The organism is Nocardioides sp. NPDC059952, assembly GCF_042730435.1.
GTDB lineage: Bacteria > Actinomycetota > Actinomycetes > Propionibacteriales > Nocardioidaceae > Nocardioides.
This window is the reverse complement of record NZ_JBHWLY010000003.1, coordinates 1-12,729: the sequence shown is the minus strand read 5'-3', so window position 1 is coordinate 12,729 and position 12,729 is coordinate 1. Positions and strand designations below refer to the sequence as shown.

Annotated in this window: 15 protein-coding genes; 9 read left to right on the top strand and 6 right to left on the bottom strand. The window is 68.9% G+C overall.

Annotated features, from left to right (window positions below; all coding sequences use genetic code 11):
- The first annotated feature begins 2 nt into the window (after window positions 1-2).
- The 4 genes from ACFV9G_RS01895 to ACFV9G_RS01880 all read left to right on the top strand — a co-directional run bounded on the left by ACFV9G_RS01895 (window position 3) and on the right by ACFV9G_RS01880 (window position 3,751).
- Window positions 3-722 (top strand): hypothetical protein, encoded by a 720-nt coding sequence (locus ACFV9G_RS01895; protein WP_378724401.1) that lies wholly within the window; start codon window positions 3-5, stop codon window positions 720-722.
- Window positions 723-836: 114 nt separating this feature from the next.
- Complete coding sequence (locus tag ACFV9G_RS01890; protein ID WP_378724399.1) at window positions 837-1,304, top strand: hypothetical protein; 468 nt, start codon at window positions 837-839, stop codon at window positions 1,302-1,304.
- 1 nt (window position 1,305) lies between these two features.
- Window positions 1,306-2,634: a hypothetical protein gene (locus tag ACFV9G_RS01885; protein ID WP_378724398.1), complete on the top strand. Its 1,329-nt coding sequence runs from the start codon at window positions 1,306-1,308 to the stop codon at window positions 2,632-2,634.
- Between the two features lie 58 nt (window positions 2,635-2,692).
- Window positions 2,693-3,751: a HupE/UreJ family protein gene (locus ACFV9G_RS01880; RefSeq protein ID WP_378724396.1), complete on the top strand. Its 1,059-nt coding sequence runs from the start codon at window positions 2,693-2,695 to the stop codon at window positions 3,749-3,751.
- Window positions 3,752-3,773: 22 nt separating this feature from the next.
- Here the strand turns inward: ACFV9G_RS01880 and ACFV9G_RS01875 are convergent, their stop codons facing one another.
- Window positions 3,774-4,490, bottom strand: a complete 717-nt coding sequence (locus ACFV9G_RS01875) for an aquaporin (protein ID WP_378724394.1) — start codon at window positions 4,488-4,490, stop codon at window positions 3,774-3,776.
- A 46-nt stretch (window positions 4,491-4,536) separates the two neighbouring features.
- On the opposite strand from ACFV9G_RS01875, the gene ACFV9G_RS01870 reads away from it, so the two are divergent.
- Both ACFV9G_RS01870 and ACFV9G_RS01865 read left to right on the top strand, forming a co-directional pair.
- Window positions 4,537-5,208, top strand: a complete 672-nt coding sequence (locus ACFV9G_RS01870) for a helix-turn-helix domain-containing protein (protein ID WP_378724392.1) — start codon at window positions 4,537-4,539, stop codon at window positions 5,206-5,208.
- A gap of 32 nt (window positions 5,209-5,240) precedes the next feature.
- Complete coding sequence (locus ACFV9G_RS01865; RefSeq protein ID WP_378724390.1) at window positions 5,241-5,657, top strand: arsenate reductase ArsC; 417 nt, start codon at window positions 5,241-5,243, stop codon at window positions 5,655-5,657.
- Here ACFV9G_RS01865 and ACFV9G_RS01860 read toward each other — a convergent pair.
- Complete coding sequence (locus ACFV9G_RS01860; RefSeq protein ID WP_378724388.1) at window positions 5,644-6,966, bottom strand: NAD(P)-binding domain-containing protein; 1,323 nt, start codon at window positions 6,964-6,966, stop codon at window positions 5,644-5,646. The two genes, ACFV9G_RS01865 and ACFV9G_RS01860, sit on opposite strands and share 14 nt — an antisense overlap.
- Window positions 6,967-7,055: 89 nt before the next feature.
- On the opposite strand from ACFV9G_RS01860, the gene ACFV9G_RS01855 reads away from it, so the two are divergent.
- On the top strand, window positions 7,056-7,403 hold the full coding sequence (locus ACFV9G_RS01855) for an ArsR/SmtB family transcription factor (RefSeq protein WP_378724387.1): 348 nt from the start codon (window positions 7,056-7,058) through the stop codon (window positions 7,401-7,403).
- Window positions 7,404-7,409: 6 nt separating this feature from the next.
- Here the strand turns inward: ACFV9G_RS01855 and ACFV9G_RS01850 are convergent, their stop codons facing one another.
- Both ACFV9G_RS01850 and ACFV9G_RS01845 read right to left on the bottom strand, forming a co-directional pair.
- A complete protein-coding gene (locus ACFV9G_RS01850; RefSeq protein WP_378724385.1) occupies window positions 7,410-8,168 on the bottom strand; it encodes an SDR family NAD(P)-dependent oxidoreductase in 759 nt (252 codons plus the stop codon).
- A 123-nt stretch (window positions 8,169-8,291) separates the two neighbouring features.
- Window positions 8,292-8,750: a MarR family winged helix-turn-helix transcriptional regulator gene (locus ACFV9G_RS01845; protein WP_378724383.1), complete on the bottom strand. Its 459-nt coding sequence runs from the start codon at window positions 8,748-8,750 to the stop codon at window positions 8,292-8,294.
- Window positions 8,751-8,807: 57 nt separating this feature from the next.
- On the opposite strand from ACFV9G_RS01845, the gene ACFV9G_RS01840 reads away from it, so the two are divergent.
- Window positions 8,808-9,143 carry a hypothetical protein gene (locus tag ACFV9G_RS01840; RefSeq protein ID WP_378724381.1) on the top strand — a complete coding sequence of 112 codons (336 nt, stop codon included), beginning with the start codon at window positions 8,808-8,810 and terminating at the stop codon, window positions 9,141-9,143.
- 56 nt (window positions 9,144-9,199) lie between these two features.
- Here the strand turns inward: ACFV9G_RS01840 and ACFV9G_RS01835 are convergent, their stop codons facing one another.
- Window positions 9,200-10,798, bottom strand: a complete 1,599-nt coding sequence (locus tag ACFV9G_RS01835; protein ID WP_378724379.1) for a 4-hydroxyphenylacetate 3-hydroxylase family protein — start codon at window positions 10,796-10,798, stop codon at window positions 9,200-9,202.
- Window positions 10,799-10,832: 34 nt separating this feature from the next.
- Window positions 10,833-11,408 carry a flavin reductase family protein gene (locus tag ACFV9G_RS01830; RefSeq protein WP_378724378.1) on the bottom strand — a complete coding sequence of 192 codons (576 nt, stop codon included), beginning with the start codon at window positions 11,406-11,408 and terminating at the stop codon, window positions 10,833-10,835.
- A 201-nt stretch (window positions 11,409-11,609) separates the two neighbouring features.
- On the opposite strand from ACFV9G_RS01830, the gene ACFV9G_RS01825 reads away from it, so the two are divergent.
- The gene (locus ACFV9G_RS01825) at window positions 11,610-12,554 is read left to right on the top strand and encodes an AraC family transcriptional regulator (RefSeq protein WP_378724376.1); all 945 of its coding nucleotides are present in this window, start codon (window positions 11,610-11,612) and stop codon (window positions 12,552-12,554) included.
- Window positions 12,555-12,729: the final 175 nt, after the last annotated feature.

The window sequence follows — 12,729 nt, the reverse complement described above, 5'->3', positions numbered from 1 at the left end:
GTGTGAGTGACCTCCGCGTCGGCAGCGGCCTGCGGCTGACGCGCGGCCTCGTCACAGCCGTCGTGGCCGTCGGGATCGGCGTTCTGTGTCACGTCTGGGCCGGCGGACTGTTGCCCTCCGCCCCCTGGCTGATCGCCGTCTTCGCCGGAGTTGCGGTCGTCACCATCGCTGCGATGGGGATCCCGGCCGGCGCCCTCCGGTTGATGGTGCTGGTCGGCAGTGGCCAGTTCGTGACTCACGCGATGCTCACCGCGCTCGCCGGCCACCGTGGCGACCATGAGCATCATCATTCGCCGGCAGACGTCGTCGTACGCTCCGTTCAAGCTCCCGCTGCATCCGGAACAGGCAGGCAGGGATCGCTCTACGACCTGTCGATGTCGCCGCCGGCCCCCGGGACCGCGCCGGCAGCGCCACATTGGCTCTCGCACATCATCGAGGACTTCACGGGGCCGCATCTGGCGATGGCGCTGGGACACCTCCTAGGTGCCTTGGTCGTGGCCTGGTGGCTCGCGCAGGGGGAGAAGGCGCTGTGGCGCCTCATCCTGGTGGTCGCCGCCGTCGCCGTCGGAAGCCTCGGTGCGTTGATCGCCCGCAGCAGCCTGGCACCGATCGAGACACGATTCCCCGCTGCGCCTGCGGCCCTGCCGACCCGACCACGCCTGCACCTGGCACCTCTGACCGGCGGCGTGGCCCGTCGTGGTCCGCCTGTCGTCGTGATCTGACCCTCCCACCTCGTCCGGTAGCGGACGAGTGCTCGCCGCGTCGCGTGCTCGCCATGCGACGTCTTGCGGCGTGCGCGAGCGACCCTTCAGACACGACTCATAAGAGAGGCACCCATGCCTTCGTTCCACCGCCCCTTCGGTCGCACCTGCGCCACCGCCGCTGCGACCGTCACGCTCGCCCTCGCCCTCGCCGCATGCGGGAGCACCGCCGAGGATGCCGCGCCAACCGCCGAACCGACCGACGCGACGACCTCGGTGACCCCTTCGGCGGCCACCTCGTCCGGAGCACCGGCCAGCCCTACGCCCGAGTCGACCGATCTCGGACCGCTCCTCACGGTCGACATCAACGGGAAGGACGTATCGCCCAACGCCGAGGAGATCGATCTCGGCGCCGGCGAGAAGCTCCTGGTCGAGGTCGACTCCGACCGGGCCGGCGAGCTGCACGTCCACTCCGCGCCGGAGCAGTTCATCGAGTTCGCCGCCGGGGCCACCAACACCGAGCTCGTCGTGAACACGCCAGGCACCGTCGAGGTCGAGGATCACGAGACCAGCGCCGTCGTCGCCATCATCGAGGTCCGCTGACGTGTTCCCACTGATCCTGCCCATGCACGGCCTGGGCGGGGGAGCAGACCTGCCCATCCCCGCCGCCTTCGCGATCGCCGGGGGCACGGCCGCGCTCGCGCTGTCCTTCGTCGTGCTGCTCCTGGCGTGGCGTACGCCGCGGTTCGGGAACCCCGGCGGCGAACGACCCGTCCCCTTCGAGCTCGCCGCGATCCTCGACAGTCGCAGCTGGACTCTGAGCGTCCGTGCGCTGGGGATGGTGTTCTTCGGCTTCATGCTCTGGCCTGCGCTGTTCGGTCCGGACCTGCTGAACAACCCCACCTTCGGGGTGGTCTACGTCTGGCTCTGGGTCGGGATCGTCCCGGCTTCGCTGCTGTTCGGACGCTTCTACCGCGCCGTCAGCCCGGCACGCACGGTGCACCTCGTCCTCTCCAGGGCTGCTGGACGACCGCCCTCCGAAGGCATGAGGCGCTACCCGGCCTGGCTGGGATACTGGCCGGCCGCGGTCGGGCTGTTCGCCTTCGTCTGGCTCGAGCTCGTCTCTCCCCAAGCGACCTACCTGGGTCCGGTACGAACCTGGTTCGCGTTCTACCTGGCGGCGATGCTGCTCGGCGGCGCGATCTTCGGCGAGCGATGGCTCGAGCGTGCCGACCCGTTCGAGGTCTACTCGACCCTCCTCTCGCACCTCTCACCATGGGCGCGCAACGACCGAGGCAATCTGGTCTGGATCAGTCCGCTGCGCCACCTCGCCCGTGTCCCGGGCGAACCCGGGCTCGTGGCCACGGTCTCGGTTCTTCTCGGGAGCACCGCGTACGACAGCTGGCGCGAGAGCGTGACCTGGATCCGGTTCGTCCAGTCCAGCGGCATCGACTCGACCGTGCTGGGGACGGCCGGACTCCTGGCGGCGGTCACCATGGTGGGCGTCGTGTTCGTGGTGGCGTCGATGGCGACCGGGGTCGATGACGGGGCCGATCGCTGGCGGATCCCACGTCAGCTTGCGCACTCGATCGTCCCGATCGTCGTCGGTTACATGGTGGCGCACTACCTGAGCTTCTTCGTCCAGGTCGGCTCACAGACCCTGATCCAGATCAGCGACCCGATCGGAACCGGGGCGAACCTGTTCGGCACGGCGGACTGGGAGGTCAACTACTGGTTCTCCCAGCACGCGACGCTTCTGGCCTCGACCAAGGTGCTCGCCATCGTCAGCGGCCACGTGCTCGGCGTCATCGCCGCCCACGACCGCGCCCTGGAGATCCTCCCTCGACGACACCAGATCGCCGGTCAGCTGCCGCTCCTCGTCGCGATGGTGCTCTACACCTACATGGGCCTCTACCTGCTCTTCGGAGCCTGACATGAGCCCAGCCCCTGACACCCAGACTTTCGACCTGACCCCCACAAGGAGTCTCGACATGCTTGCCCGACCCCTGCAGCTCAGATGGCCGGTCGTCGCCGCCATCGGGGCGCTGCTCGTCTTCGCCCCGACCCCGGCCCGCGCACACGGCATCGGCAGCGAGGCGGCCGACAAGTCCGTACTGGAGTTCGTCCCGATCGGTATCGAGCACATGCTGCTCGGATGGGACCACGTCCTGTTCGTCGCCGGCGTGCTCCTCGTCGCCTCGCAGGTGCGCGTGGCCGCGAAGATGATCAGCCTCTTCGCGCTCGGCCACTCCACCACACTGATCGCCGCTACCCTCGCAGGATGGCGGATCGACCCCGAAGCCGTCGACATCGTGATCGCCCTCAGTGTCGTCGTCGTTGCCGTCATAGCCATCCTCGGACGTCCGCAGCGCCTCGTGTGGTTCGGCGCGGTCGTACTCGGGTTCGGGCTCGTCCACGGACTGGGGCTGGCCACTAGGTTCCAGGACCTCGGCATCCCCGAAGCCGGTCAGCTGTGGCGAGTGATCGCCTTCAACATCGGCATCGAGATCGGCCAGATCATGGTCATCTTCGCCGTCCTCGCGATCGGACTCCTCGTCGCCACGATCGTGGGCAACGACCGGGAACCCACCGCGGTCAAGCTCGCCGCAGCCGCCCTCATCGTCGGCGGCTCCGTGGGAGCGTCGATGGTGACCTACCAGATGTTCACCGAACCGGACGAGATCACTGCGTCCGGCTACAACATCTCCAGCGACGTCTGCACGGTCGCCGATCGCACCGAGTCACTCCCGGCGAGGGGCGACCACGCGTCGAAGAAGTTCTTCGAGCCCTCGGAGGAAGCCCCGCTTGGCGACTTCGGTCACTCCGTCGGAGACGGGTACGTCGCGGTGCTCTACCCCACCCAGCTGCAAGACCCCGACCTGCAGGATCTCAGGGCCTTCGTCACGAACGCAGACGGCGCCCTCGCCGGCTCGGCAACCCAGGTGGGGAGCAAGGTCATCGCGATCACCGCGGACAAGCAGCTGACCTGCGACGAACTTGATGTCGATGCGCTGACGCAGTTCAAGGAGGCATGGTTCGCGTCGAGATAGTCGCGGGCGAGGGTGGGGTTCGTCAGGAGCGCGGGATGGTGACGTCCTCGGCGCGCTCGCTCGTGTCCGGGTGGAGGGCCAGGACCAGGAGCACGCCGAGGACGAGCCCGACGAGCTGCGCGAGGACGAACGGCGCGACCGAGCCGGGCGCGATACCGGCGAAGGTGTCGGAGAAGACCCGGCCGAGCGTGACCGCCGGGTTGGCGAACGAGGTGGAGCTGGTGAACCAGTACGCGGCGCCGATGTAGCCTCCGACCGCAGGCGCCGCCAGGGCGCCGCGGCCGCTGCGTACGAGCGCGAAGATCAGCGCGACGAGTCCGAGCGTGGCGACGACCTCGGCCAGGAGATGACCGGCGGAGACACGGTCCTTGGCCGAGATCGTGACGGCGTCGAGATCGAACATGAGGTTGGCCAGCACGGCGCCACCGATCCCGCCGACGACCTGGGCGACCGTGTAGGCGCCGACCTCGGGGAGCGACAGTCCTGTGCTCGCGCGGCGGCCGAGGAACCAGTCGGCGAGCGAGACGACCGGGTTGAAGTGCGCCCCTGAGACCGGCCCGAACATCAGGATCAGCGCGGCCAGCCCGAAGACGGTCGCCATCGAGTTCTCCAGGAGCTGGAGGCCGGTGTCGTCGGGGGAGAGCTGCTGCGCGGCGATGCCGGATCCGACGACCACGGCAACCAGCAGGGCAGTGCCCACGAGCTCGGCGAGCAGGCGGCGGGGCAGGGAAGAGTTCACTCCGGCATTCTTGACTTGGTGAGATTGCTCAGTCAATATTGAGTCAATGGAGGTTGAGAGACAGGCCGGGTTGGAACGTCGGGCCAGGATTCATGCGGCCCTCGGCGATCCGGTGCGGTTGCGCATCGTCGACCTCCTCCAGACAAGTGATGCCTCCCCCACAGAGCTCGCCGGGATGCTCAATGTCCCGTCGAACTTGTTTGCCCACCACGTCCAGGCGCTGGTGAGCGCAGGCGTCGTGTCCCGTCATCATTCCGAGGGCGACGGGAGACGCACGTACCTGCACCTCGAGCAGGACGCGCTCGAGAGCCTGGGCACCGCGTCCCCCGTGGCGGTGCCCAGGCGTGTCCTGTTCGTGTGCACGGGCAACTCGGCGCGATCCCATCTGGCCGCGGCGCTGTGGCGTCAGAACAGCGCGATCCCGGCCGTCTCGGCCGGCACCCATCCGGCCGACCGCATCAATCCGGGGACGGTCGACGCCGCTGCCCGCCACCACCTCGACCTCCCGATGGTGGAGCCTCGGCAGATGGATGAGGTGCTCGATCCCGACGACCTGGTGATCACCGTGTGCGACCGTGCCCACGAGACGCCGAAGGTTCCCGGCGAGCTGCACTGGTCGATCCCGGATCCGGTGGACAAGGGCCCCGAGGCCTTCGATGTCGCCTACACCCAGCTCGAGAACCGCATCAAGGCGCTTGCGTCCCGCTTCGACTCCTGAACCCCACGTCCCCCACGCAAGGAGAGCGTTCGATGAACGTGCTATTTCTCTGTGTCGAGAACGCCGGCCGCTCCCAGATGGCGCTCGGCTTCTTTCAGCACTACGCCGGTGACCAGGCGGTCGGCTGGTCGGGAGGCTCGGCGCCGGCAGCGGCGATCAACCCGGTCGCCGTCGAGGTCATGGCCGAGCTGGGGATCGACATCTCCGGGGAGTTCCCCAAGCCGTGGACCGACGAGGTCGTACGCAGCGCCGACGCCGTCATCACCATGGGCTGCGGCGACGCCTGCCCGTTCTACCCGGGCAAGCGCTACGAGGACTGGAAGGTCACCGACCCCAAGGGTGGAGACATCGAGCACGTGCGCGGCATCCGCGACGAGATCGAGCAGCGGGTGCTCACCCTGCTCGGTGAGCTCGGCGTGACACCCGCTCACCCGATCACGAGAGAGTGATCGGCGTCCGGCTGATCGTGAAGATCTCCTCGCTCGGTGCGGTGGTCCCACAGCAGCCGCCGCTCGTGGTGCTGTCCGGGTCGTCGAAGACGCCGGCTCCGCCACAGACCCCGGTGTCGGGGAGCTCCAGCTCGACCCGCGCGGCTGCGTCGTGGTCGCCGGCGAGCTCGGCGACCACGCTGCGTACCTGCTCGTAGCCGGTCATCGCCAGGAACGTCGGCGCGCGGCCGTAGGACTTCATCCCGACCAGGTAGAGGTCGGGCTCGGGCTGGGCGAGGTCCTTGGCGCCGGTCGCGCTGACCGAGCCGCAGGAGTGCAGGTTGGGGTCGATCTGGACCGCGATGTTGCGCGGCGCCTCCAGTGTCGGGTCGAGGTCGAGGCGCATCTCGCTCAGGAAGCCGAGATCGGGGCGGTAGCCGGTGAGGACGACGACCTGGTCGGCTTCGATCACACGGCCGTCCTCGGCGATGACGGTGGCGCCGTCGACCCGTTCCGTGCGGAACCCGGTCACCAGCTCGACCGAGCCGTCCTGGACGGCCTTCTTCGCACGTACGCCGAGGGCGCCCCGCTCCGGGAGCTCGTCGGCCTCGCCGCCACCGAAGGTGTTCGTCGAGACTGCCCGGCGGATCGCCCACGTGATCCGCGTCTCCGGGTGGTTCTTGGCGATGGCGGTGAGCTCGTTGACAGCGTTGAACGCGGAGTCGCCGGCGCCGATCACGATTGTGTGCCGGCCCGCGTACGCCTCGGAGTGGGCGCGGTCCGGGACGGCGTAGCCGAGCGCGCCCGCGGCGTGTGCGGCACGCTCTCCGAGTGCCGGGAGCCCGTCGGCGCCGGCCGGGTTGGGTCGGCGCCAGGTGCCGGAGGCGTCGATGACGGCGCGCGCCTCGAGGCGCTCCTCGGTGCCGTCGGCGCTCGTCACGTGGAGGACGAACGGCTGCTCGGCGCGGTCGGCGTCGACCAGCCGGTCACGCCCCTTGCGGGAGACGCCGGTGACCGTGGCGCCGTAGCGGACGCGGTCGTCCAGGGCGTCGGCGAGCGGGACGAGGTAGCGCTCGCGCCACTGCGCGCCGGTGGGATAGCCCGACTCCGGCGCGGCCCAGCCGGCTGGCTCCAGGAGCCGGGCGGCGGCCTTGTCGACGAGCTCGGGCCAGGCCGAGAAGAGACGTACGTGACCCCACTCGGCGACGGCCGCCGCAGGCTCGCTCCCTTGCTCGAGCACGAGCGGGGTGAGGCCGCGCTCGAGGAGATGGGCAGCGGCCGCGAGGCCCTGGGGGCCGGCGCCGATGACGGCAACGGGAAGGTCGGTCATGATGCTCCTCAGATTCAAGAACGTCGATATGAGGGCGACCCTAGGACTCATATCGACGTTCGTCAATATCATTCGGTAGAGTCGTACTCATGACCGTTCTTCCCGTGCTCCCGTCCGCCGCCGTCGCGTGCTGCTCGCCGGTGACGTCAGGCGTTCTCGATGACAACCAGGCCGAGGCGCTGGCGCGGATGTTCAAGGCGCTCGGCGACCCCAGCCGGGTCAAGCTGCTCTCGATCATCGCGGCCGCCGAGGACAAGGAGGCCTGCGTCTGCGACCTCACCGAGCCGGTCGGGCTCTCCCAGCCGACGGTCTCCCATCACATGAAGCTGCTGGTCGAGGCCGGGTTGGTCGCCCGCGAGCAGCGGGGCAGATGGGCCTACTTCTCGATCGTCCCTGGTGCCCTCGACTCGCTCGCGGGCGCGCTGGCGTCCCGCTGAGGGCCGTCAGACGGTGGTGTAGCCGCCGTCGATCTTCCAGTACGCACCGGTGACGAACGAGGCGTCCTCGGAGAGCAGGAAACGGACGACCGTGGCGATCTCCTCGGGTCGGCCGAGGCGACCCAGCGGGTGCTTGGCGACCAGGGCCTCGTGGGCGCCCTCGATGGCGGAGACGGCCTGGACGGCCGGAGTGTCGATGTAGCCGGGGCCGACGGAGTTGATCCGCAGTCCGGCCGGGCCGTACTCGGCAGCGGCGTTCTTGGTGAGCCCGATGACCCCGTGCTTCGCGGCGGTGTAGGCCGGGTTGCCGAGGGCAGCCACCTCGCCGTGGATGGAGGCCATGTTCACGATCGCGGACTCGCCGGCGCCGGTCTTGAGCAGCTCGGGGATCTGGTAGCGCAGGCCGTACGCGACGCCGGAGAGGTCGATGCCGATGACCCGGTCCCAGTCGCTGGGAACCAGCTCGCCGACCGGTGCCGGACGCTCGCCGATCCCGGCGTTGTTGACCGCGTAGTTGAGCTTCCCGTACGTCTCGACGGCGAACTTCACCGAGCGCTCCGCGTCCTCGACCTTCGAGGTGTCGGACTGCAGCGGAGTCGCCTCGCCGCCCGTGGCCTTGATCTCGTCGGCGACCCGGGTCGCGCCCTCGAGGTTGATGTCTGCGACCACGACCTTGGCGCCCAGCCCGGCGAGCTCCTTCGAGATCGCCTCCCCGAGCCCGCTACCGCCACCGGTGACCAGTGCGACCTTGTTCTCGAACGTCATTTCTCTCTCCTCGCGTCTGTCCGGGCCAGGGTCCGGGCGTCATTTGATCCAACATTCAAATAACGCTGGCGAGAGGTGATCCTCTTCCGGATGCATAGGTGATCTATGCCTCTCGGGGTGTGGTCACCTGGTCGCGGCGGCGATGACCTCCAGCAGCCGGCGGTGGAGCTCCATGAGCTCGTCGACGCTCATGTCGAGGCGCTCGACGATGGCGGGCGGGATCTTCTCGGCGTCGTCGCGCAGCGCGCGTCCGCGCTCGGTCAGGACGACGGCGAGCGAGCGCTCGTCGGACTTGTTGCGTTCCCGCCGGACGTAGTCCTGGGCCTCGAGCCGCTTGAGCAGCGGGGAGAGGGTGCCGGGGTCGAGCTGGACCTTTCGGCTCAGCTCGGAGACGCGGAGCGGCTCCTCCTCCCACAGGGCCAGCATGACCAGATACTGCGGGTGGGTCAGGCCCATGGGTTCGAGCAGGGGCCGGTAGAGGCCGATGACGCTGCGGGCGGCGACGGCAAGGCCGAAGCAGACCTGTTGATCGAGGGCGAGGGGGTTCTCGATCTCCGAGAGCGGGTCCTTCTTCGTCGGCATGTGAGTTAGCGTACCAATTGTTTGTGCACAAACAGTTCGCCTGGTAAGAATTGGATCGTGAACGACCAACCGCGACGACCACGCCACCTGATGGACCCGGACAACCCGATCCGGCCCGTCAACGACAAGTCGCTGACTCACGTGAAGCAGTGGGTCGCGTCCGTGCTCGTCGTGTTCACCGTTGCCCACCTGGCGGTCGGGATGGCCGTCGGGGCGGTGGCGATCGACCCGGTCTACCAGAGCTCGCGGATCGGGTTGTGCGTCATCGCGGCGGCTTTCGGGGTGCTCGGTCTGGCCGGCGGTTTCCTCATCCACCGGCGCAGCCCGTTCACGCCGTGGCTGATCCTCGGGGTCCTGCCCGCCGCCGTGGGCCTCTGGTTCGTGCTGAGCTGAGGACGGCGCCCCCGGGGCAGGAGGGGCGCCGTCCGATCAGTGGGTGAGGGCCGTGCTCAGAACAGGTCGGGCACGGTCCAGCCGTCGAGGTCGTACTCGGAGAGGAACTGGTCGGCGAAGCCGGTCATCTTGGCGACGTCGCCGCGGTTCTGTGCGGCGAAGAGCAGCTCGGCCTTCACGTTCTCGTGGTTGCCGGAGTAGTTGCGCTCGTAGAGCTCGTGGCGGCCACCGAACTCGGTGCCGATCGAGTCCCACAGGGCCTTCATGACCTTGACCCGGTCGACGGCGGTGATGCCGTTGGAGCCGCGGACGTACTTGTCCAGGTAGGGGCGGACCTCCGGGCTCTTGAAGTCGGCGGCGCCCGAGGGCAGGTAGATCAGGCCGGAGGCGACGTCCTGCTCGATGATCTCCTTGACCCGCGGATAGCCGTGGATCATGAACATCCGGTACGTCAGGCCGTACTCCAGCTTCGGGATCACCGCGTCGCCGATCCACGGCTCGGGATCACGGGCCATCGACTCGGTGAGCGACCAGAACAGGTTGCGCCAGCCGATGACCTCGCCGACGCGGGTCTGGACGCCGCGGAAGTCACCCGAACCGGTGGTCTCGAGGGCCTTGATCAGCAGGCCGGCGATGAAGTCGAGCTTGACCGCGAGGCGGGTGCATCCCTGGAAGGTGAACCGCGGCAGGAAGCCCGACTGCGGGAAGAACGCGTTGATCCGGTCGACGTCGCCATACATGAAGACGTTCTCCCACGGCACCAGCACCTTGTCGAAGATGAAGATGGTGTCGTTCTCGTCCATCCGGCTCGACAGCGGGTAGTCGAACGGGGTGCCGTTCTGCGCCGCCTGCTGGGTGTAGGACGTGCGGCAGATCAGCTTGATGCCCGGCGCGTCCATCGGGACGGTGCAGATGAGCGCGTACTGCTTCTTGCGGATCGGGAGGCCGTAGTGGGCGATGAAGTTGTAGTTGGTGATCGCCGAGCCCGTCGCCACGACCTTGGCGCCCGAGACGATGAGGCCGGCGTCGGTCTCCTTCTCGACCTTCATGTAGACGTCGCCGACCTCGTCCGGCGGCAGTTGGCGGTCGACCGGCGGGTTGATGATCGCGTGGTTCCAGTAGAGAACCTTCTCCTGGGACTCGCGATACCAGCGCTCGGCGTTGTCCTGGAACGGGGCGTACAGCTCCTTGTTCGCGTGCAGCGTGCCGAGGAAGCTGGCCTTGTAGTCGGGGCTGCGGCCCATCCAGCCCCACGTCATCTTCGCCCAGCGCGCGATCGCGTCGCGCTCCTTGAGCAGGTCTGCCGAGGAGGTCGGGGTCTTGAAGAACGGCATGGTGACGCCGCCGTTGCCGGTGTCGGTCGGCACCGTCAGTTCGTCCACGTGGTCACCGGTGTGGAGGGCGTCGTAGAGGCGCGCCGTCATCCGGATCGGGTTGCGGAAGGCGGGGTGGCTGGTGACGTCCTTGACGCGGTCACCGTTGAGATAGATCTCGCGGCCGTCCTTGAGGCTGTCGATGTACTCCTCGCCGGTCATCGGCCGGGAGGCGAAGTTGGCCTGCTTGTTGGCGGGCGAGTCGGCGGCAGGGTTGACGGTCGGCGGGCCGTCGGGGAGCCCGTTCTCGGACTGGGTCTCGGGGGCGAGGGTGTCGCTCATCGTGTCTCCTTGGACTGGTTGTTTCGGGCGGGCATCAGTAGTGGGTGGATCGCGGGATCGCCGGGACCTCGATGGCGGTGAACGACGCGGTGGCGTCGAACCAGCCGGTGTTCGGGTCGTCCTGGCAGCCGAGCCAGACGACCTCCGAGGAGGGATTGCCGATCTGGTGGAAGGCGCTGTCGTGGAAGAGCAGGGGCTTGCGGTCGGTGGTGATCACCTCGACGACCTCACCGAGGAAGAGCAGATGGTCCCCGCCGTCGTCGGTACGCCACGGGCGGCACACCAGCGTCGCGGCCGTCCCGCCCAGCCGGGGCGCGGTCGCGCCCTCGCGCCAGGGGAGCGGGTCGCTGCCGGGGCGGCCGGCGAAGTGCATGGCGACGTCGCTCTGGTCGGTGGCCAAGATGTTGACCGCGAAGCCGGTGCCCTCGAGGAAGGCGGCCGCCTTGGACGTACGCGTCAGGGCGACCTGCACCAGCGGAGGGTCGAGCGATATCGGGGTGAACGCCGTCACGGTGGCACCGTGGTGCGCCCCGTCGGGGGTGCGGCAGGTGATCACGGTGACGCCGGTCGCGAAGCGGCCGAAGGTCGACCGCAGGGTGCGTGGGTCCATGGTGCTCCTCCTTCGTCGGGGCCGCGGATGTGTGGCGGCGGTCACGTTGGAGGACGACGCTAGATCCGGATCAGGAGGGCGGCGATCCGCTGGGCGAAGGGGCTGTCCGGATTGCGCACTTGGTTTTCAGACGGTCTCCGGACGCTCTCGGCGACGGGCGTTCACGCTGTTAATGTGAAGGACGTCACTAGGGGGTGACAGATGAGCGTGACCGGCACTCTCACCGCATCGTCCGGGTCGTCCGGCGACATGGAGACCTTCTCCGACGAGGTCTCCCGGGCCTACTTCCCGCATGCCCTGATCATGCGTGGCCGGCCCGCTCGCCCCGCCGAGCTGCGTGCCGTCGACCTCGGACCGGTGCGGCTGACCCGGATCGGCTGGGGCGCGGAGGTGTCGGTGGAGTCGGACCACCCGGGTGCCTGGGCCGTCAACGTCCCGCGCAGCGGTGTGCTCGAGGCCAACGTCGGTGGCGCCCACGTGCTCTCGCTCGACGGGCAGGCGACGGTGTGCCCTCCCGACCGGCCGACCAAGATGACGCGCTGGTCGGCCGACTGCTCCATCGTCGGGATGCGGGTCGACCGTGACTACCTGGTCGAGGAGGTCGCGGCCCTGGTCGGCCTGCACACCGACCGGCTGCCTGCCCAGCTCGACCTGCGCGCCGACGGCGCCCGGGCGTGGATCGGCCTGCTCGGCTCGCTCGGCACCGAGGCCATGCGCAACCCCGCGCTGGTGGGTGACGAGCGGGTCAGGGTCCGGCTGGCCGGCACCTTGACGGCTGCCTTCGTCGCTGCCTGCTTTCCCTTCGAACCGGCCGTCGGGTCGGTGCAGCCCCGCATCGTCTCCCGCGTCGTGGAGGCGATGGAGGCCGACCCCGCCCGGGAGTGGGCAGCCTCCGACCTCGCCCGCGAGGCCGACGTCGGCATCCGCCGTCTCCAGCAGGGCTTCCAGCGCTACCTCGGCCGCACGCCGACCCAGAAGCTGCAGGAGATCCGCCTCGAACGGGTCCACGCCGACCTGATTGCCAGCCACGGCGACACGGTCGCCGAGGTCGCCTACCGATGGGGCTTCACCCACCTGGGCCGCTTCGCCGCCGCCTACCGCCAGACCTACGGCGTCGCCCCCTCGCAGACCCTGCGCTGCCGCTAGGCCCAGGACGCAGGATGCCGAGTCGGCTCATCCTGACCGATATCCCTGCCGAGTCGGCTCGTTCTGACCGGAGTCGGTGGCGAGTCGGCTCGTTCTGACCGGCAAACGTGGCGCGTCGGCCCCGCAAGAACAGGCCCCAACGGCAGCGGTGGGCGGAAAAACCACCCCCAAAGCC